This window comes from Actinosynnema sp. (genome assembly GCF_052038725.1).
Genome location: NZ_JBQGCX010000961.1, coordinates 1 through 18,196, shown reverse-complemented (window position 1 = coordinate 18,196; position 18,196 = coordinate 1). Strand labels below are relative to the sequence as shown.

Genomic DNA, 18,196 nt, shown 5'->3' with positions numbered 1-18,196 from the left:
GGAGGCGGTGAAGGTCGCCCCGGTCGCGCTGGAGCTGGCAGGCCCCCGCGGGATCAGGCCGGTCATCGTGCACGGCGGGCAGCACGCGGGCGTGGTCGAGCAGGCGCTGGCCGCGTTCGGGCTGGTCCCTGACGTGGTGCTGGACGTGCCGCGCGCCACCGGGACCCAGGCGGAGCTGCTGTCGCTGCTGGTGCCGCAGGTCGACCGGGTGCTGCGGCGGCGCGCGCCCGCGGCCGTGCTGGTCCAGGGCGACACGACCACCGCGCTCGCGGGCGCGCTGGCCGCGTTCTGGCGCGGGGTTCCCGTCGCCCACCTGGAGGCGGGGCTGCGCACCGGCGAGCTGGCCAGCCCGTTCCCCGAGGAGGGGACCCGGCAGATGATCGCCCGCATCGCCGCGCTGCACCTGGCCCCCACCGACGACGCGGCCTGCGCGCTGCTCGGCGAGTCGCTGCCCGACGGGAACGTCGTGGTCACCGGCAACACGGTGGTGGACGCGGTGCAGCGGGTCGCCGCCGCCGACCTGCCCGCGCGCGACCCGGACCTCGCGGTGCTGGAGCGGGTGCTCGACGAGCACGGGCAGCGCCTGGTGCTGGTCACCGTGCACCGCCGCGAGTCCTGGGGCGAGCCGCTCGACCGGGTGCTGGGCGCGGTGCGCGGCATCGCCGACCGGCACCCGGACGTGCGGGTGCTGCTGCCCGCGCACCCGAACCCGGCGGTGCGCGCGCAGGTCGTCGCCGCGCTCGGCGGGCACCCGAGGATCGTGGTGACCGAGCCGCTGGACTACCCGGACCTGGTGCGGGCGCTGCGCAGGTCGGCGCTGGTGCTCACGGACTCCGGCGGCATCCAGGAGGAGGCGCCCTCGTTCGGGGTGCCGGTGCTGGTGCTGCGGGAGAGCACCGAGCGGATGGCGGCGGTGGACGCCGGGTGCGCGTGGCTGGTCGGCACCGACCCGACGCGCATCCTCGCCGAGGCGGGCTGGGCGCTGGGCGCGCGGCTGCGCCTGCCGCACAGCCGCAACCCGTTCGGTGACGGATTTGCCGCCATCAGGGTTCGAAAAGCACTGGAAAGGCTACTGGGAATTGCCCCGGTTCCCGTGCTTTCCGGCGCTCCGACCGTTCCTGCCATGCGCGTTCCGTAATCCCTCACCCGGCGGTGGAGAAAAACTTCCCGGTCGAGTGAGAACGGGTCTGCCGGTGATACGAAAACGGCGGCCTGGTTCGATATCGGCCTCGAGGGGCGGAATACAGCAGAAGGGCTTTCGACATGAACCACACCTGGGCGCGCCGAGTCGGAGCTGTCATCGCGGCACTGGCCGCGGGGCTGGTGTCCACCGCGGCCCCCGCGCTCGCGGGCGAGGTCCCGGCGGGGGTCGCGGCGGTCGGCGTCGCCGACTACGTGGTGAACGGGCAGACCGTCACCACCGGGGTGCTCGCGCCCTGCTCCGTGGAGGGCGTGAAGGTCAACGCCTCGCTGCTCACGGTCCGGACCGGCGTCCGCTTCGGCCCCGGCTCCACCACCTGCACCACCACGGTGGTCGACCCGGAGAACTACATCACCACCACCAAGTCCGAGGCGCTGGGCTCGCAGTTCGAGCTGTCCGCGCTGATGGACGCGGGCGGCCCCCGCCTCAAGATCGCCTCCTGGCAGCTCTCCTGCAGCGCCACCCAGGAGGGCACCAGCGCCCAGTGGGGCATCAGCGGCCTGTCCGGCTTCACCGGCCTGCCGAGCCAGCTGACCGCCAACTACACCTACGACATCAAGAAGAACGGGAACCTGCTCGCGAAGGTGATCTTCGGCGAGGTCACCACCCCGCCGGACGGCAGCATCACCATGAACCTGATGCGCGTGCAGTTCCAGCCCGCGTCGGGCGTCACCGGCGAGGTCGTCGTGGGCTCCACGGCCTGCTCGCCCACCCCCTGACGGCTCCCGGACGACGCCGGAGGCCGGGTGCTCGCCGAGCACCCGGCCTCCGGCCGTTCCGAATCCAGCTGCCCCGAATCCCGCTGCCCCGAGCTCCACTGCCCCGAGCCCTCGGGGCAGCCGCGCGGTCAGCCGACCGCGGGCTCCCCGTCCAGCTCGACGCCCGCGGCCCGCAGCTGCTCCAGCGCCGAGTCCACCGTCGGCCGCGCCACCCCGGCGGTCAGCCCGAGCAGCACCCGCGTGGCGAACCCGGCCGCCGCCGCGTCCAGCGCCGTCGCCCGCACGCAGTGGTCCGTGGCGATCCCCACCACGTCCACCCGCTCCACGCCGCGCTCGCGCAACCAGTCCACCAGGGACGCCCCGTCACCGGCCGCGCCCTCGAACCCCGAGTACGCCGCCTCGTACGCGCCCTTGGAGAACACCGCCTCCACCCCGGTCACGTCCAGCTCCGGGTGGAACGAGGCCCCCGCCGTCCCGGCCACGCAGTGCACCGGCCACGAGTCCACGAAGTCCGGCGACTCGCTGAAGTGCCCGCCGGGGTCGACGTGGTAGTCCCGCGTCGCCACGACGTGGTCGTACCCGCCGGCCCGCACGTGCGCGCTGATGGCCGAGGCCACCGCCGCGCCGCCCGCCACCGCGAGCGATCCCCCCTCGCAGAAGTCGTTCTGCACGTCCACCACGATCAGTGCCCTGCCCACAGCGCCCACCTCACAGGAAAGTCGTCGGGATCGCCGGGTCGCCCTTCGACAGCTTCAGCCCCTCCCACGGCACGCTCACCAGCGCCGCGCGCAGTCGCTCCCGGCTGCGCTCCAGGGAGTTGACGCCCTCCACCAGCTCGCCGCCGCGCGCCAGCGCGACCTGCAGCGGCCGGTCGTGCTCCTGAGCCTCGGGCTGGACGCCGGGGCCGTGGACGACCTCCTCCAGCGCCGTCCCGGTCTCCTTGTGCCTGCGCAGCGCGCCCTTGCGCCCGCCGCGCGACTCCTTGTGGGAGCTGCGCTTGGCGACCGGGCGACCGTCCACCTCGACCAGCTTGTAGACCATGCCCGCCGTCGGCGCGCCCGAGCCGGTCACCAGCGAGGTGCCCACGCCGTACGCGTCCACCGGCTCGGCCCGCAGCGCCGCGATCGAGTACTCGTCCAGGTCGCCGGACACCACGATCCGGGTCGACCTCGCGCCCAGCCCGTCGAGCTGGTCGCGCGCCTGCCTGGCCAGCACGCCCAGGTCGCCGGAGTCGATGCGCACCGCGCCCCGCTCCGGGCCCGCGACGCGCACGGCGGTCTCGATGCCGTTGGTGATGTCGTAGGTGTCGACCAGCAGCGTGGTGCCCGCGCCCAGCGCGTCGACCTGGCTGCGGAACGCGGCTTCCTCGTCGTCGTGCAGCTGCGTGAACGCGTGCGCGCAGGTGCCGGTGGTGGGGATGCCGTACCGGCGCCCCGCCTCCAGGTTGGACGTCGCGGTGAAGCCCGCCAGGTACGCGGCCCGCGCGGACGCGACCGCCGCCTCCTCGTGCGTGCGGCGCGAGCCCATCTCGATCATGCGGCGGCCGTTGGCGGCGCCCACCATGCGCGCGGCGGCCGAGGCGACCGCGCTGTCGTGGTTCAGGATCGACAGGGCCAGCGTCTCCAGCACCACGCCCACGCCGAACGGCGCGGTCACGGTCAGCACCGGGGAGCCGGGGAAGTACAGCTCGCCCTCGGGGTAGCCGTCGACGTCGCCGGTGAACTCGTAGTCGTCCAGCCACGCCAGCGTCGCGTCGTCCACCACGCCGGTGCGCTCCAGCAGCTCCAGCTCGGCCGGGCCGAATCGGAAGGACGTGATGGCGTCCAGCAGCCTGCCGGTGCCCGCGACCACGCCGTAGCGGCGGCCCTCGGGGAGCCTGCGGGCGAAGACCTCGAAGACGCACGGCCGGTCGGCGGTGCCGTCGCGCAGCGCCGCTGCCAGCATCGTCAGCTCGTAGTGGTCGGTGAACAGCGCCGTGGACGACATGTCCAGAGCGTAGGCGCGGCCTCGGCGAACGCGCACCACCCGGACCTATGGGCTCCACCACCCTCGCGAACATGACACCATTGGCGGTATGACCACGCCCGTCGAGCAGGAGCGGACGCAGGCAGACCAGGTCGCGGAGGAGGGGGCGTCGGCGGACAGCCCCTGGATGACGCTCGTCTGGAACGACCCGGTGAACCTGATGTCCTACGTGACGTACGTGTTCCAGAAGGTCTTCGGCTACAGCAAGGACCACGCGACCAGGCTGATGATGGACGTGCACCACAAGGGCCGGGCGGTCGTGTCCTCCGGCACCAAGGACAAGATGGAGGCCGACGTGGCGAAACTGCACGCCGCCGGTCTGTGGGCGACCATGCAGCGGTCGTCGTGAACCGCTGGCACCGCTCCGGCGAGCAGGTGGTGTGCCACCTGGACCGCCAGGAGGCCGCGGTCGTGCGCGGCCTGGTGAGCCAGATCCAGGACATGCTGCTGGCGCGCGCCGAGGAGGCCCCGCAGGACGAGCTGTCCGAGCTGACCGGCATCCGCACCGGGCCGTCGACGCCGCCCGACGACCTGATCCTGGGCAGGCTCCTGCCGGACTTCCACCGGCTGGACCTGGACGAGCACGAGGCGGGCGACGAGGACTCGGCGGCGGCGCTGCGCTCGCTGCACGAGCCCGCGCTCCTGGACGCCAAGACCGGGGTGGCCGCCGTCGTGCTGGACACGTGCCCGCCGGAGGGCGGCGACGTGCGGCTCGGGCCCGCCGAGGCGGAGGCGTGGCTGTCGGCGCTCAACGACGTGCGGCTGGCGCTGGGCACGGCGCTGGACGTGCAGGAGGACATGCCGGACGAGCTGCCCGAGGATGACCCGCGCTCCCCGCACCTCGGGGTCTACCACTGGTTGACCTGGGTGCAGGAGACGCTGGTCGAGGCGGTCATGGGGTGACCGGGCCCGTGCCGGGCGGGGTGCTGCTGGGCCGCTCCGGTGGCGCGGTGGTGCTGCTGGCTCCCGACGGCGGGCTGGTGGCCGGGGTGGACGTGCGCGGCGCGCCCACCGGGACCCGCGAGCTGGACCTGCTGGCACCGGGAACGCTGGTCGAGCGGGTGCACGCGGTGGTGCTGTCCCGTGACGGGCTCGGCGCCGAGGACGGTGTGCTGCCGTGGCTGGCCGAGCGCGGCCGGGGGTTCCGGGTCGGCGCGGGCGCGCACGAGGTCGTGCCGATCGTGCCGACGCTCGCGGTCGGTTCCGCCCCTGGCGACCCGGCTGCGGGACGTGCGGCGTGCGAGGCGGCCGAGCCGTGGACCGGGGACGCCGTGGTGCTGACCGGCGCGGCGGGGTCGCCCGACCGCCGAGTCGCCGGGCTGCTGCTGGTGCGCGCGGCGCTGGACGAGGCCCGGTGCGGCCGGGTTGCCGCGTCCGCCCGCGACGGGCTGGTGCGCGCCGGGCTGGAACTGCCCTCCGCGGTGATCGCGGTCGCCACCGGCGAGGACACCGGGACCCCGCTCGACGCGCTGTGCGCCGACGCCACCGCCAGGCTGCGCGCCGCGGCGACCTGACCGGCGCCGCCTGATCCGCAGCCCCTGCCCGACCTCGGCTGCCCGACTCCCGCCGCTCGACCGCCACTGCCCGACCCCGGTTGCCTGACCCCGGTTGCCCGGCCCCGGCTTTCCGGCCCTGCCTGTCGGACTCCCGCGGCCTGACCTCCGACGCCCGGCCGCCGCCGCGCCCGGCCGCCGCCGCCCGATCCGCCCCCACCGCGCGATCCCGCAGCCGCCGCCCGCCCACACCACCCGGCCCCACCGCCCGCGGTCGTCATCCCCCGCTTCGGGTGCCCGCGAGTACGAGCCCGCCGCAGCCGGGTACCCCCTCCGCATGTTGCCGCTACTGCGCAAGTTCACCCGCCGCGTCGAGCGCAGCGAGGCGCTCGACCGCGCCGCCGCCGCCATCGCCGAGTTCATCCCGCCGCAGCTGCGCGACCACCGCGTCACCACCGTGCTGCGCGGCAAGTTCCTCGGCCACCCGCTGCACCCCATCGCGGTCATGCTGCCCATCGGCATGTACGCCGCCTCCGCGGTGCTCGACGTCGCGCCGGGGGAGTCCAAGGCCTCCCGCGCGCTGATCGGCATCGGCCTGGCGTCCACCCCGGTCGCGGTGGCCCGCGGATTGGCCGAGTTCACCTCCCTGGAGAAGGACCAGCGCCGCGCCGCCGTCGCGCACCTGGCCTTCAACGGGGGCGCCACGCTCTGCTACCTCACCTCGTTCCGGCTGCGCGGCCACGGGTTCGGCGTGGTCGCCCGAGGGGTCTCGCTGCTCGGCCTGACCCTGATCGGCGTCGGCGGCTACTTGGGCGGCCACCTCACCTACGCGCAGGGAGCGGGCGTCGGGCGCGAGGCCGGGGGCTGGGAGTTCTCACAGGTCGGGACGTCCACCGCCGCCCCGTAGGATGGACGCGTGCTGGTGATTCGCCGTGACCTGGTCGACGAGGTGGTCGCGCACGCCCGTCGCGACCACCCGGACGAGGCGTGCGGGATGCTCGCGGGCCCCGAGGGCTCCGACCGCCCCGAGCGGTTCGTCCCGATGGAGAACGCCGAGCGCTCCCCGACGTTCTACCGGTTCGACGCGGCCGAGCAGCTGCGCGTGCACCGGGAGATGGAGCGCGCGGACGAGGTGCCGGTGGTCATCTACCACTCGCACACCGCCACCGAGGCGTACCCGTCGCGGACCGACGTCTCCTACGCCCACGAGCCCGACGCCCACTACGTGCTGGTGTCCACCCGCGACCCGGAGCGCCACGAGCTGCGCTCGTACCGGATCGTCGACGGCGTGATCACCGAGGAGCCCGTGGAGGTCGTCGACTCCTACGCGCCCCAGACCACCGGCGCGGACGTCGCGCCCGACCGGACCTGACCCCGGTCCCCGCAGCCGCACCACACCGCCCGGTTCGCGTCGTCCCACGGAGGAAAGCAAGCATGGCCGTCACCGTCTCCATCCCCACCATCCTGCGCACGCACACCGGCGGGCAGAAGTCCGTCGAGGCGAAGGGCGCCACGCTCGCCGAGGTCATCGACGACCTGGAGGGCAACCACGGCGGCATCAAGGCCCGCCTGGTGAAGGAGGGCGCGCTGCACCGGTTCGTCAACGTCTACGTCAACGACGAGGACGTCCGCTTCTCCGGTGGCCTGGGCGCCGAGGTCAAGGACGGCGACAACGTCACGATCCTCCCGGCCGTCGCGGGCGGCTGATCCGGCCGTGGCGCGCTACGAGTCGCTGCTGGACGCGGTCGGCGGCACGCCCCTGGTGGGGCTGCCCCGGCTGTCGCCCTCGCCGGAGGTCCGGCTGTGGGCCAAGCTGGAGGACCGCAACCCGACCGGTTCGATCAAGGACCGGCCCGCGCTGGCCATGATCGAGCAGGCCGAGCGGGACGGGGTCCTCACCCCCGGCTGCACCATCCTGGAGCCGACCTCCGGCAACACCGGCATCGCGCTCGCCGCCGCAGCCAAGCTCAAGGGCTACGGGCTGGTGTGCGTGATGCCGGAGAACACCTCGACCGAGCGCAAGCAGCTGCTCCAGGCGTACGGCGCGCGGATCGTGTTCTCCCCGGCCGCGGGCGGCTCGAACCAGGCCGTCGCCCGCGCGAAGGAGCTGGCCAAGGACCACCCGGACTGGGTCATGCTCTACCAGTACGGCAACCCGGCCAACGCCGACGCCCACTACCGGGGCACCGGTCCGGAGCTGCTGGCCGACCTGCCCACGCTCACCCACTTCGTGGCGGGCCTGGGCACCACGGGCACGCTCGTCGGCGTCGGCCGCTACCTGCGCGAGCACAAGCCCGACGCGCAGGTCATCGCCGCCGAGCCGCGCTACGGCGAGCTGGTCTACGGGCTGCGCAACCTCGACGAGGGGTTCGTGCCCGAGCTGTACGACGCCGAGGTGCTGACCGGGCGCTACTCGGTCGGCTCCTACGACGCGCTGCGCCGCACCCGGCAGCTGCTGGAGGTGGAGGGCGTCTTCGCGGGCATCTCCACCGGCGCGATCCTGCACGCCGCCCTCGCCGCCGCCGAGAAGGCGGTCAAGCGCGGCGAGCGCGCGGACATCGCGTTCGTGGTCGCCGACGCCGGGTGGAAGTACCTGTCGACCGGCGCCTACGCGGGCACCCTGGACGAGGCCGCCGAACGCCTCGACGGGCACCTCTGGGCCTGAGCCCCCGGCCGCCCGCGCCCCGCGCGCGGGCGGCCCCGGCTTTCCCCGGTCCGCCCCTTCCCGGCTGCCCCGCACTCCCCGCCCGTTTCCGGTGGGCCCTTCCCGGCGCCCCTTCCCGGAGCCGCGTCGCGGGCGCCACCCCCTCCAGTCCACGTCATCCGTTCCGCGCGCGCCGTTCCGCAGCGTGCACGGCCGTTCCGCACAGCGGGTGCCTGCCGCAGGCGAACGGGCGATGTGACTGGACGGCCCCGGCCCCAGGGGCGTACCGCTGGGTGGAGCACCGGCGTCGCCGAGCCCGGACGGGGGGACCGTGAACCGCAACCCGCGCACGCCGCCACACCCGCGCGCGCCCGCCCGCGCGACCGGGCGCCACCCGGAGGGCGCGGCGCCGCTGCGGGGGTCGCTGCGGGCGGGGGCTAACGGCGCGCGGGCCCACGACGACGGTCACACCGACGAGGGCGCTCGGCGGGGTGGCAGAACTCCTGGAGGGGATGTCATGAGAAGTGCGGGCCAGTTTCGTGAAAACCGTGACCGCAATTCAACGGATTCACCCGGAGGGCTCGCCCGAGAAGTGTGGAAAAGCAATTCCGGCCCCTTTGCCGGTGCTATCGTGCCGCCATGCGGCTGACCGTGCTGGGTTGTGCGGGGAGCGTCCCCGGCCCCGGCACGCCGACGTCCGGCTACCTGGTCGAGGCCGGTGGCGCGCGGGTGGTCCTGGACCTGGGGAGCGGCGTGTTCAGCGGGCTGCTGCGGCGCTGCGACCCGTTCGACCTGGACGCCGTGCTGCTCTCGCACCTGCACCTGGACCACTGCGCGGACTTCAGCGCGCTGGCCACCTACCGCCGCCACCACCCCGAGCCGCCGTACGACCCCGCGTCGCGCCGGTTACCCGTGCTGGCCCCCGGCCACGCCCCGGAGCGCCTGGCCGCCGCGCACGCCGCGAGCCGGGCCGAGCTGGGGCGGCTGCGCCTGGACGAGCTGTTCGACTTCACCCCGCTGGCGGCAGGCCGGTACCGGATCGGCCCGCTGGAGGTCGAGGTGGCCAGGATGCGGCACATCTGCGAGGCGTACGCGTTCCGGCTCACCCACGGCGGCCGGTCGCTGGTGTTCAGCGGCGACACCGTGCAGTGCGGGGAGCTGGTCGAGCTGGCCAGGGGCGCGGACCTGCTGCTGGCCGACGCGGCGTGGCGCGAGCAGGCGGGGCGCGCCGACCACCTGCACATGAGCGGCAAGGAGGCCGCCTCGGTGGCCGCCGAGGCCGGGGTGGGCAGGCTGCTGCTCACCCACGTGCTGCCGTGGTCGGACGACCAGGGCGTGCTGGCCGACGCGGTGGCCGAGTTCGCGGGCCCCGTCGAGCTGGCCCGGCCGGACGCGGTGCACGAGGTCTAGCGCCCGCTCCGGGGGCGGGGGCGCGCGCGACCCCGCGCCTCAGCCCGCGAACGCCCGCGACATCAGCCCGGTCCCGGCGTCCGGCACCACCAGCACCGACCCGGCCAGCTCACCGCCGCCGTGGGCGCCCTCCCGCGCCGAGGTCACGTACAGGTCCGTCAGGTCCGGTCCGCCGAAGCAGCACCCGGTCGGCCGCTCGACCGGCAGCTCCAGCTCCCGGTCCAGCACCCCGTCCGGCGTGTAGCGCCGCACCGCGCCGCCCTCCCGCAGCGCCACCCACAGGCAGCCGTCCGCGTCCACGCACACCCCGTCCGGCAGCCCGCGCTCCACCTCCACGAGGGTGCGCAGCCCGCTGACCCCGCCCGTGGCGCGGTCGAAGGCCATCACGTCGATCCGGCCGTCGGCGCAGTGGTAGAGCAGCTGCCCGTCCGGGCTCCACGCGAGCCCGCCGCCGGGCCCGAGGTCCTTGCGCACCACGGCCGCGTCGCCGTTCGCGTCCACCCGCGCCAACCAGCCGTCGGCGGCCTCGCCGCCGTACCGGGTCGTCCCGGCCCAGATCCGCCCCGTCGGGTCCACCTCGGCCCCACCGGCGGACACCCCGTCGCGCGCCCAGTACACCAGCCACGTCTTGGTCTCGTTCGGGTCGATCAGCGCCACGCCGTCGCGCAGGTTCAGCACCAGACCGCCGCGCGTGCGCGGCTTGGCGGCCCCCACCGGCTGCGGTATCACCAGCACCGCGTCGTCCCCGCTGGCGGGGGAGTGGCGGTGAACCCCGCAGGCCGGGACGTCCACCCAGACGAGCGTCGAACTAACGGGGTCCCAGGTGGGGCTGGCGCCCCAGGTGGCCCCGGAGCGCACGGCGACATCGGTCAGCACCGGGCCACCCTAAGGGCAAGGCGTCCGGCCGCACCCCTGCGCCCGAGCGGGACGCGCGCACCGCGACCGGTGACCGCACCCGTGCGGTGACCGGGGCGGACGGGCGGGGACGGGTCGGCGCGGGCGAGCGGGGCCGGGCGGGCGCGGGCGGGTGGGGACGGGCGGGCGCGGGAGAGTGGGGCCGGGCGAGTGGGGACGGGCGGGGGGCGAGTGGGGACGGGCGGATGCGGGGAGCGGTCGAGTCGGGTGGGGCGGGCCTGCCGAGCCGGTCGGGGCAGGCGGCCGGGGCGGCCTGCCGAGCGGACCGGGCGGTCGGGCTCACCGCGCCTGCTGCCCGTGCGCCTGCCCACCGCTGCTGCCTGCCGCGCCTGCCGCTGCTGCTCGCTGCACCTGCCCGCCGCTGCCGCCCCCTGCCGGGGACCGGAGGTCGCCAAAACCGGCCGGTGCGCCCGAACCCGCAGGTAGCCTCGAAGTCGTGGACCCCGCTGCCCCGTCCTCCCGCGCTCCCCGCCCGCTCTCCCACCGCGTCATCCCGCCGAAGCCGCTGCTGTCGGCGCTGGTCGTGCTGCTGTTCACCGGCGCCCTCTACGTCGTCGAGGGGATCGACGCGGTCTTCCTGGGCGCGCTCGACGCCAACGGCGTCCGGCCGCGCGTGTGGTCCGAGTGGGACAACCTGCTCTGGGCCCCGGTGCTGCACGCGGGCTGGGACCACCTGATCGCCAACTCGGTGCCGCTGCTCGTGCTCGCCTTCCTGGCGTCCTCGGGCGGGATCAAGCAGTTCCTCCAGGTCACCGCCGTCATCTGGCTCGCCAGCGGCCTGGGGGTGTGGGTGTTCGGCTCGGTCGGCGTGCACCTGGGCGCGTCCGGCCTGATCTTCGGCTACCTGACGTTCCTGCTGGTGCGCGGGATCTTCGTGCGCAGCCCGTGGCAGATCGTGGTCGCGATCGCGGTGTTCGCGGTCTACGGCGCGGTGCTGTGGGGCGTGCTCCCCGGTCAGCCGGGGATCTCCTGGGAAGGTCACCTGTTCGGGGCGGTCGGTGGTGTTCTGGCGGCCTGGGGCGTGGCGCAGGACGCCAAGGGGGAGAGCAGGAGAGCTAATCTCGGGGCGTGACTTCCGCCGACGCGCCGATCGGGATCTTCGACTCCGGTGTGGGCGGGCTGACCGTCGCGCGAGCGATCATGGACCAGCTCCCCGCCGAACGCATCCGCTACGTGGGCGACACCGCCAACGGCCCCTACGGCCCGCTGCCGATCGCCCAGGTGCGCAAGCACGCCCTCGACCTCGCCGACAAGCTCGTCGCGGACGGCGTCAAGATGCTCGTGATCGCGTGCAACACCGCGTCCGCCGCGTGCCTGCGCGACGCCCGCGAGCGCTACGACGTGCCCGTGGTCGAGGTCGTGCTGCCCGCCGTGCGCCGCGCCGTCGCCACCACCCGCAGCGGCCGGGTCGGCGTCATCGGCACCCAGAGCACCATCACCTCCGGCGCCTACCAGGACACCTTCGCCGCCGCGCGCGACGTCCGGGTCACCGCCGTCGCCTGCCCCCGGTTCGTGGACTTCGTGGAGCGCGGCACCACCTCCGGCCGCCAGGTCCTCGGCATTGCCCAGGCCTACCTGGAGCCGCTGCAGCGCGCCGACGTCGACACGCTCGTCCTCGGCTGCACGCACTACCCGCTGCTCACCGGCGTCGTCCAGCTCGTCATGGGCGACGGCGTCACCCTGGTCTCCAGCGCGGAGGAGACGGTCAAGGACGTGGTGCGGGTGCTGACCGAGCGCGACCAGTTCCGCGAGGGCGAGCCCGACCAGCGGTTCACCTCCACCGGCTCGGTCGAGACCTTCGAACGGCTCGCCCGCAGGTTCCTGCCGCAGTTGGCGCACGCCTCCTTCCACGCGTACGGCTGACCTGCCAGGCTCCAGGCGTGCTGCTGACCGTGCTCGGCTGCTCCGGCAGCCTCCCCGGCCCCGAGTCCCCGTCCTCCGGCTACCTGGTCGAGTCCGGGGGGTGCGCCGTCGCCCTCGACCTGGGCAGCGGGGTGCTCGCCGCGATGCAGGCCCGCGGGTGCGACCCGTTCGACCTGGGAGCGCTCCTGCTCTCGCACCTGCACCCCGACCACTGCGCCGACTTCACCACCCTGGCCGTCATGCGGCGCTACCACATCCACCCGCCGTACGACGCCTACCAGCGCAAGCTCGCGGTGCACGGGCCGAGCGAGGTCGCCGACCGGCTCGCCCGCGCGTACGCGGAGAGCGCCGAGGAGCTGGCGACCACGGACCTGTCCGACGTGTTCGACTTCCACGTCCTGGACGCCGGGTCCTTCGAGGTGGGGCCGTTCCGGGTGCGCTCCCGGCCGGTCGAGCACTCCTGCGAGGCGCACGGCTTCCGGCTGGAGGCCGACGGCGCGGCGATCGCCTACACGGGGGACAGCGGGCCGTGCGCCGCGCTCGCCGACCTGGCGTCCGGCGTCGACCTGCTGCTCGCCGAGGCCACCTGGACCGACCACCCCGACCGGCCGCTCGGCGAGCACCTGTCCGGGGCCCAGGCGGGTCGGCTCGCGCACGAGGCCGGGGTCGGCGAGCTGGTCCTCACCCACCTCGCCACGTGGACCGACCCGGCCGAGGTGCTGGCCGAGGCGCGCGCCGAGTACTCCGGTCCGGTGACGCTCGCCCGCGCGGGCGGGGTCCACGAGGTTGCCGGACCGGCGGCGCGGGTAGTAGGTGGCCGTGGCAACTGACGTCGTAGAGCTGATCCTGGCCGACCACCGCAGGTTCGAGGAGCTGTTCCGCGCGCTCCGCGACCGCACCAACGACCGCGCAGCCCTGCAGGGCGAGCTGTCCGCGCTGCTCGTCGCGCACGCCGAGGCCGAGGAGGCGGAGGTCTACCCGGCGCTCAAGCGGTACAAGCGGATCGACAACGAGGAGGTCGACCACGGCGCCGAGGAGCACGCCGAGGGGCACCAGGCGCTGCTCGCGCTGCTGGAGGTCGAGGACACCTCGTCGCAGGCGTGGGAGGACAAGCTGGAGGAGCTCGTCGAGGCGATGACGCACCACGTCGACGAGGAGGAGCGGACGATCCTCAACGACACCCGGTCGCGGGTGGCCGACGACCGGCGCGAGGAGCTGGGGCGGCTGTTCCTGCGGGTGCGGCAGGAGAAGCTGGACAGCGGGTGCGGCGACCTGGAGAACGTGCGCCGCGTCGCCGAGGCCACCGAGGAGCGGATCGACTAGGTCGGACGGGCGCGGGACCGGGCGGCCCGGCAGCCAGCCGGACCGGTGTCCCGCTCCCGCGCGGTCGGGCCGGGGTGTTCCGCGCGCGGCCGGGGCGCGCTAGCGTGCCCGCCGTGTCCGGTGTCGAGGTGACCAGGGTCGGGGAGCACGTCTTCGAGGCGCGCAACGAGCGCGGCGCGGCCGTGCGGTTGGGGCGGGCCGGGCAGGACGGGGTGTTCAGCCCCGTCGAGCTGCTGCTGGCCGCCGCGGCCGGGTGCGCGGCGGTGACCGCCGAGAGCCTGGTGGTGCGCCGGGTCGGGGACCTGTCGGCGCGCGCCGAGGAGGTCAGGTCCGAGGGCGGGCACGAGCTGGCCGAGGTGCCGGTCGCGCTGGACTACGACCTGTCCGCGCTGGACGAGGCGCGGCGCGAGGCGCTGGCCGCCGCCGTCCGGCGGGCCGTCGAGGGGCTGTGCACGGTCACCAGGACGCTCAAGCTCCCGGTCCCCGCGCCGCTGACCCTGCCGGAGGCCTGATCCCCCGCGCCGCTAGTTCCCCACGCCGTCGTACACGGCCGTGGAGCCGCTGTGGCCGATCCGCACCACCTGCGCGGTCGCCGCCGCGCCGGTCGCGATCACCAGCACCGCCACCACCACCGACACCCGCCGCCAGGTCTTCGGCACGCCCGCTCCCGCGTCGCGCCCGGCCTGCTCCGCCGAGGCGGCGCGCTCCCGGTCGGCGAGCCTGCCCGCCACCAGCAGCAGCACCACCGCCACCCCGAAGCCCAGCGCGAACGGCAGCAGCGTGTCGCCCATGTCGGCGTGCTCGGTGATCAGCGGGTTCTCGAACCGCTGCGAGATCCGGTGCTCCAGCTGCTCGCCGGTCTTCGCCGCCACCGGCACCGCCAGCACCCCCAGCAGGGTCACGCCGAGCAGCGGCGCGCTGTAGCGCTGCCGCCAGCGCGGCACCAGCGCGGCGGCGATCGCGGCCACCGCGGCCAGCGGGAGCAGGACGACCACCGCGTGCACCACCAGCGGGTGGGCCGGGAGCCCGAACACGGTGAACAACTCGCCTGTGGGTTCCATGACTCTCCTGTGCCGGTGGGCTGCTCCCGGCCTCAGCGGCCTAGGGTAGGGCTGTGCTGAGGACCGATGGCAGGAACGATGACGTGCTGCGTGACATCAGGATCACACGCGGCTTCCAGCAGTGGCCTGCGGGATCGGTGCTGATCGAGTTCGGCGGCACCCGCGTGCTGTGCGCCGCGAGCGTCACCGAGGGCGTGCCCAGGTGGCGCTCCGGCTCGGGCCTCGGCTGGGTGACCGCCGAGTACGCGATGCTGCCGTCCGCCACTCACACGCGGGGTGACCGCGAGTCCATCAAGGGCCGGGTCGGTGGTCGCACCCACGAGATCAGTCGCCTGATCGGGCGGTCTTTGCGCGCCTGCATCGACCTGGCCGCGCTGGGCGAGAACACCATCGTGATCGACTGCGACGTCATCCAGGCCGACGGCGGCACCCGCACCGCCGCCATCACCGGCGCCTACGTGGCGCTGGCCGACGCCGTGACGTGGCTGGGCGCGGCGGGCAGGCTCGCCGACCCGCAGCCGCTCTCGTGCGCGATCTCCGCCGTGTCGGTCGGCGTGGTCGACGGCCGCGTGCGGCTCGACCTGCCCTACGAGGAGGACTCGCGGGCCGAGGTCGACATGAACGTCGTCGCGACCGACGCGGGCACCCTGGTCGAGGTGCAGGGCACCGGCGAGGGCGCCACGTTCGCCCGCAGCACCCTGGACAAGATGCTGGACCTGGCCCTGAAGGGCTGCGCCGAGCTGAACCGGCTGCAGACCGAGGCCCTGGCGCAGCCGTACCCCGGCGTGCTCCCCGAGCCGAAGCCGAGGAAGAAGTGAAGCTGCTGCTCGCCTCCCGCAACGCCAAGAAGCTGCGGGAGCTGAAGAGGATCGTCGCCGCCGAGGGCATCGAGGTGCTCGGCCTGGACGACGTGCCGGAGTTCCCCGAGGCCCCGGAGACCGCCCCCACGTTCGAGGGCAACGCGCTGGCCAAGGCCCGCGACGCGCACGCCGCCACCGGGCTGCCCGCCGTCGCCGACGACTCGGGCATCGCGGTGGACGCCCTCAACGGGATGCCCGGCGTGCTGTCGGCCCGCTGGGCCGGCGCGCACGGCGACGACGCGGCGAACCTGGAGCTGGTCCTCGGCCAGCTGCGCGACGTGCCGGACGAGCGGCGCGGGGCGGCGTTCGTCAGCGCGGTCGCCTACGTCGCGGCGGACGGCTCGGAGGTGGTGGTGCGCGGCGAGTGGCGCGGCACGATCCTCCGCGAGGCGCGCGGCGCCAACGGCTTCGGCTACGACCCGATCTTCCGGCCGGACGGCCTCGAGGTCACGTCGGCCGAGCTGTCGGCGGAGGAGAAGGACGCCCTGTCCCACCGGGGCAAGGCGCTGCGGCTGCTCCTGCCGCACCTGCGGGGTCAGTCGTCCAGGTAGTGCAGCTCCACGCCCGGTCCCAGTCCGTCGACGCCCGCGTGCCCGGCGGACCGGAACAGGGTCAGCCGCAGTGACGCCCCGGTGAGCGGGGTGAGGTCGAGCGGGTCGGTCTCGTCGTAGATCGCCAGCTCGGCCAGCCACTCCAGGTCGAGCAGCGGTTCGAGGTCGGCGACGCGGGTGTCGTGGAGGCCGATCCGGCCGGCGTTGGGCGCGAAGTCGGCGATGCCGGTCAGGTCCAGCTCGCCGGACAGCGCGAAGTGGAGCGACGCCGCGCTCTCGCTGGTCGGCCAGCCCGCGAACCCGCCGATGGGGTGCGCGAAGAACCCGACGTGCACCAGGTTCTCCAGCCTGCCGAGCGCGGAGCGGTCGGTGGCGTCGTCCAGGCCCGACAGGCGCAGCGACTCGACGTTCGGGCAGTGCGCCAGGAAGTCCAGCGACTTCCACGCGCGGCCCGGCGCGAGCCCCAGGTGCAGGTAGGCGAGCCCCGGCAGCTCGCCGAGCCGGTCGAGGTCGGCGTACCCGTCCGCCCCCTCCAGCTCCACGGCCTCCAGCCGGGGGTGATCCGCCAGCGGAGCCAGCGACACCTCGCCGTCGACCTTGAGCGTGACCCACGTCAGGTGCGGCACGTCGGCCAGCACCGACAGCGGCTGGACCCCGGCCCCGATCACCACGCTCACCGCGGTGAGGTGGCGCAGCGCGCCGAGGTGGGGGACCTGCGCCGGGTCGCCGACCGTGATCGCGCCGTCGACCAGCGGCGCGCCGGCCAGCACCGCCTCGGCGTAGCCGCGGGGCTCGTGCCGCCGCCACCCGTCGACGAGCGCCTCCTGCACCGCCCGCCTGCCGTCCCGCGCGCACGCGGCCAACCACGGCAGGTCCCCGGCGGCCCCGAGGCGCGCGACCCCCTCGACCACCTCGGCGGCGGCCTCCTCCGACAGCTCCAGCAACTCTTCCGGCGAAGGCCGCGACACCCTGGCAGTCCCCTCGAATCCCGTGCCCGCCTCAGGAGGCGGGCAGCTCGCGCAGCAGCTTGGCGACGTGCCCGGTCGCCCGGACGTTGTACATCGCCTTCACGATCCTCCCGTCCGGCCCGACCAGGAACGTCGAGCGGATCACGCCCTGCACCACGCGCCCGTAGTTCTTCTTCTCGCCGAACGCCCCCCACGCCGCCAGGACGGTCTTGTCCTCGTCCGACAGCAGCGGGAAGGTCAGGCCCTCGGCCTCGGCGAACCTCGCCAGCTTCTCCGGCTTGTCCGGCGACACGCCGACGACCTCGTACCCGGACTCCGCGAGAGCGCCGGTGCTGTCGCGGAAGTCGCAGGCCTGCTTCGTGCACCCCGGCGTGCCCGCGGCGGGGTAGAAGTACACCACCACGCTCCTGCCGAGGTAGTCCGACAGCGACACGGGCTTCCCGGAGCTGTCCGGCAGGGTGAACGCGGGGGCCTCGTCGCCCGGCGCCAGGCGGTTGTCCGTCATGGGGGTGAGCTTATCGAGCCCCTCAGGCCTTGCCCCCGAACGTCGCCACGGGCTCCTGGTCCGCGCCGTTCGGCTCGACGACCAGCCGGACGCGCACCGGCTGGGACGGCACCGCGTAGGCCAGCGTGACGACCGCCTCGCTGCCCGGCGGCACCTCGGCCATGGCCGAGGCCATGCCGTTGAGCCCCTGCACGGAGTCCATGACCTCGGCTATCGGCTCACCGCCCTGCTGCGCGCGGACCGCCAGCTGGTTGGTGCGGTAGCTCGACGTGCTGCCGTTCGACACGGTCAGCGTGAACACCGCCGTCCGCGCGGACGGCGGGTAGGAGGTCTCGCTCGGCCTGAGCGACTTGGGTTCCGACACTGTGATGGACAGGCCGTTGGACCACACCCGCTCGGTGCCGAACGGCGATTCCGCCGCGGCGCCCTGGCTTTCGGTGGCCGCTGCTTGCGCGGGTGCCTGTGGCGCGCTGCTGACCTCGGGTTCGGTACCGCACCCGACGAGAGCCAGAGCCAGGCACGCGCAGGCGGCCAGTCCGGCGAACTTCACGAACTCCCCTTCCCGCCCCGGCGGTGGGCTTGCTGCGACTGCCACCACCATGACGGGCCGGACGGGGTGCGGGGGAGCTGAAAGGGCGCTTGATTCGGACCTGGTGCA

24 protein-coding genes are annotated in these 18,196 nt (G+C 74.6%); 17 read left to right on the top strand and 7 right to left on the bottom strand.

Annotation, left to right across the window (positions count from 1 at the left end):
- Positions 1-1,138 (top strand): non-hydrolyzing UDP-N-acetylglucosamine 2-epimerase (wecB, locus tag ACTUAL_RS20470; protein ID WP_440901376.1); only part of this gene is annotated, 1,138 nt, incomplete at its 5' end.
- Positions 1,139-1,263: 125 nt separating this feature from the next.
- Entirely contained in the window at positions 1,264-1,920 is a 657-nt protein-coding gene (locus ACTUAL_RS20465) for a hypothetical protein (RefSeq protein WP_096491720.1), read from the top strand.
- Positions 1,921-2,048: 128 nt separating this feature from the next.
- On the opposite strand, the gene ACTUAL_RS20460 is transcribed toward ACTUAL_RS20465, so the two are convergent.
- Both ACTUAL_RS20460 and ACTUAL_RS20455 read right to left on the bottom strand, forming a co-directional pair.
- On the bottom strand, positions 2,049-2,618 hold the full coding sequence (locus tag ACTUAL_RS20460; protein WP_096491721.1) for an isochorismatase family protein: 570 nt from the start codon (positions 2,616-2,618) through the stop codon (positions 2,049-2,051).
- Positions 2,619-2,628: 10 nt separating this feature from the next.
- The gene (locus ACTUAL_RS20455; RefSeq protein WP_440901375.1) at positions 2,629-3,906 is read right to left on the bottom strand and encodes a nicotinate phosphoribosyltransferase; all 1,278 of its coding nucleotides are present in this window, start codon (positions 3,904-3,906) and stop codon (positions 2,629-2,631) included.
- Positions 3,907-3,994: 88 nt separating this feature from the next.
- On the opposite strand from ACTUAL_RS20455, the gene clpS reads away from it, so the two are divergent.
- From clpS to ACTUAL_RS20415, 8 genes are all read left to right on the top strand, one after another.
- Positions 3,995-4,294: an ATP-dependent Clp protease adapter ClpS gene (clpS, locus tag ACTUAL_RS20450; protein WP_096491723.1), complete on the top strand. Its 300-nt coding sequence runs from the start codon at positions 3,995-3,997 to the stop codon at positions 4,292-4,294.
- The gene (locus tag ACTUAL_RS20445; RefSeq protein ID WP_012783624.1) at positions 4,291-4,848 is read left to right on the top strand and encodes a DUF2017 domain-containing protein; all 558 of its coding nucleotides are present in this window, start codon (positions 4,291-4,293) and stop codon (positions 4,846-4,848) included. Before clpS ends, ACTUAL_RS20445 begins: the two co-directional genes overlap by 4 nt.
- Entirely contained in the window at positions 4,845-5,459 is a 615-nt protein-coding gene (locus ACTUAL_RS20440; RefSeq protein WP_096491724.1) for a peptidase S58, DmpA, read from the top strand. Before ACTUAL_RS20445 ends, ACTUAL_RS20440 begins: the two co-directional genes overlap by 4 nt.
- 316 nt (positions 5,460-5,775) lie before the next feature.
- Complete coding sequence (locus ACTUAL_RS20435) at positions 5,776-6,345, top strand: DUF2231 domain-containing protein (RefSeq protein ID WP_440901374.1); 570 nt, start codon at positions 5,776-5,778, stop codon at positions 6,343-6,345.
- A 9-nt stretch (positions 6,346-6,354) separates the two neighbouring features.
- Positions 6,355-6,810, top strand: coding sequence for a Mov34/MPN/PAD-1 family protein (locus ACTUAL_RS20430; protein ID WP_012783627.1), 456 nt, complete (start codon positions 6,355-6,357; stop codon positions 6,808-6,810).
- A gap of 62 nt (positions 6,811-6,872) precedes the next feature.
- On the top strand, positions 6,873-7,145 hold the full coding sequence (locus tag ACTUAL_RS20425; protein ID WP_096491726.1) for a MoaD/ThiS family protein: 273 nt from the start codon (positions 6,873-6,875) through the stop codon (positions 7,143-7,145).
- Positions 7,146-7,152: 7 nt separating this feature from the next.
- On the top strand, positions 7,153-8,103 hold the full coding sequence (locus ACTUAL_RS20420; RefSeq protein WP_096491727.1) for a PLP-dependent cysteine synthase family protein: 951 nt from the start codon (positions 7,153-7,155) through the stop codon (positions 8,101-8,103).
- 618 nt (positions 8,104-8,721) lie between these two features.
- Positions 8,722-9,492, top strand: coding sequence for an MBL fold metallo-hydrolase (locus ACTUAL_RS20415; RefSeq protein WP_096491728.1), 771 nt, complete (start codon positions 8,722-8,724; stop codon positions 9,490-9,492).
- Between the two features lie 39 nt (positions 9,493-9,531).
- Here ACTUAL_RS20415 and ACTUAL_RS20410 read toward each other — a convergent pair whose 3' ends face one another.
- A complete protein-coding gene (locus tag ACTUAL_RS20410) occupies positions 9,532-10,368 on the bottom strand; it encodes an SMP-30/gluconolactonase/LRE family protein (RefSeq protein ID WP_096491729.1) in 837 nt (278 codons plus the stop codon).
- Between the two features lie 475 nt (positions 10,369-10,843).
- Between ACTUAL_RS20410 and ACTUAL_RS20405 the strand changes: the two genes are divergently transcribed.
- The 5 genes from ACTUAL_RS20405 (at position 10,844) to ACTUAL_RS20385 (ending at position 14,105) form a co-directional block, all read left to right on the top strand.
- The gene (locus ACTUAL_RS20405; protein WP_096491730.1) at positions 10,844-11,479 is read left to right on the top strand and encodes a rhomboid family intramembrane serine protease; all 636 of its coding nucleotides are present in this window, start codon (positions 10,844-10,846) and stop codon (positions 11,477-11,479) included.
- Entirely contained in the window at positions 11,476-12,270 is a 795-nt protein-coding gene (gene murI / locus ACTUAL_RS20400; RefSeq protein ID WP_096491731.1) for a glutamate racemase, read from the top strand. The genes ACTUAL_RS20405 and murI overlap by 4 nt, the downstream gene beginning before the upstream one ends.
- Positions 12,271-12,287: 17 nt before the next feature.
- Positions 12,288-13,100 (top strand): MBL fold metallo-hydrolase, encoded by an 813-nt coding sequence (locus ACTUAL_RS20395; RefSeq protein ID WP_440901373.1) that lies wholly within the window; start codon positions 12,288-12,290, stop codon positions 13,098-13,100.
- Positions 13,090-13,593: a hemerythrin domain-containing protein gene (locus ACTUAL_RS20390; protein WP_198320432.1), complete on the top strand. Its 504-nt coding sequence runs from the start codon at positions 13,090-13,092 to the stop codon at positions 13,591-13,593. The genes ACTUAL_RS20395 and ACTUAL_RS20390 overlap by 11 nt, the downstream gene beginning before the upstream one ends.
- 104 nt (positions 13,594-13,697) lie before the next feature.
- On the top strand, positions 13,698-14,105 hold the full coding sequence (locus tag ACTUAL_RS20385) for an OsmC family protein (protein WP_096491734.1): 408 nt from the start codon (positions 13,698-13,700) through the stop codon (positions 14,103-14,105).
- Positions 14,106-14,117: 12 nt separating this feature from the next.
- Here the strand turns inward: ACTUAL_RS20385 and ACTUAL_RS20380 are convergent, their stop codons facing one another.
- Positions 14,118-14,654, bottom strand: coding sequence for a DUF2231 domain-containing protein (locus ACTUAL_RS20380; RefSeq protein WP_012783637.1), 537 nt, complete (start codon positions 14,652-14,654; stop codon positions 14,118-14,120).
- A gap of 53 nt (positions 14,655-14,707) precedes the next feature.
- Between ACTUAL_RS20380 and rph the strand changes: the two genes are divergently transcribed.
- Both rph and rdgB read left to right on the top strand, forming a co-directional pair.
- Positions 14,708-15,472, top strand: a complete 765-nt coding sequence (rph, locus tag ACTUAL_RS20375) for a ribonuclease PH (RefSeq protein ID WP_096491735.1) — start codon at positions 14,708-14,710, stop codon at positions 15,470-15,472.
- Positions 15,469-16,065, top strand: a complete 597-nt coding sequence (rdgB, locus tag ACTUAL_RS20370; protein WP_096491736.1) for an RdgB/HAM1 family non-canonical purine NTP pyrophosphatase — start codon at positions 15,469-15,471, stop codon at positions 16,063-16,065. Before rph ends, rdgB begins: the two co-directional genes overlap by 4 nt.
- Here the strand turns inward: rdgB and ACTUAL_RS20365 are convergent.
- Genes ACTUAL_RS20365 through ACTUAL_RS20355 form a run of 3 tightly spaced genes read right to left on the bottom strand, consistent with a single transcriptional unit; the run spans position 16,050 to position 17,902 of the window.
- A complete protein-coding gene (locus ACTUAL_RS20365; protein ID WP_440901372.1) occupies positions 16,050-17,009 on the bottom strand; it encodes a hypothetical protein in 960 nt (319 codons plus the stop codon). The two genes, rdgB and ACTUAL_RS20365, sit on opposite strands and share 16 nt — an antisense overlap.
- Before the next feature lie 55 nt (positions 17,010-17,064).
- Complete coding sequence (bcp, locus tag ACTUAL_RS20360; protein ID WP_096491738.1) at positions 17,065-17,538, bottom strand: thioredoxin-dependent thiol peroxidase; 474 nt, start codon at positions 17,536-17,538, stop codon at positions 17,065-17,067.
- A gap of 22 nt (positions 17,539-17,560) precedes the next feature.
- Positions 17,561-17,902, bottom strand: a complete 342-nt coding sequence (locus tag ACTUAL_RS20355; protein ID WP_232519702.1) for a hypothetical protein — start codon at positions 17,900-17,902, stop codon at positions 17,561-17,563.
- Positions 17,903-18,196: the final 294 nt, after the last annotated feature.

Excerpts from the sequence above, each read along its gene's own strand:
- ACTUAL_RS20435 (WP_440901374.1), top strand. The coding sequence starts at position 5,776 with ATGTTGCCGCTACTGCGCAAGTTCACCCGCCGCGTCGAGCGCAGCGAG.
- ACTUAL_RS20465 (WP_096491720.1), top strand. The coding sequence starts at position 1,264 with ATGAACCACACCTGGGCGCGCCGAGTCGGAGCTGTCATCGCGGCACTG.
- ACTUAL_RS20425 (WP_096491726.1), top strand. The coding sequence starts at position 6,873 with ATGGCCGTCACCGTCTCCATCCCCACCATCCTGCGCACGCACACCGGC.
- bcp (WP_096491738.1), bottom strand. The coding sequence starts at position 17,538 with ATGACGGACAACCGCCTGGCGCCGGGCGACGAGGCCCCCGCGTTCACC.
- ACTUAL_RS20455 (WP_440901375.1), bottom strand. The coding sequence starts at position 3,906 with ATGTCGTCCACGGCGCTGTTCACCGACCACTACGAGCTGACGATGCTG.
- ACTUAL_RS20415 (WP_096491728.1), top strand. The coding sequence starts at position 8,722 with ATGCGGCTGACCGTGCTGGGTTGTGCGGGGAGCGTCCCCGGCCCCGGC.
- ACTUAL_RS20380 (WP_012783637.1), bottom strand. The coding sequence starts at position 14,654 with ATGGAACCCACAGGCGAGTTGTTCACCGTGTTCGGGCTCCCGGCCCAC.
- clpS (WP_096491723.1), top strand. The coding sequence starts at position 3,995 with ATGACCACGCCCGTCGAGCAGGAGCGGACGCAGGCAGACCAGGTCGCG.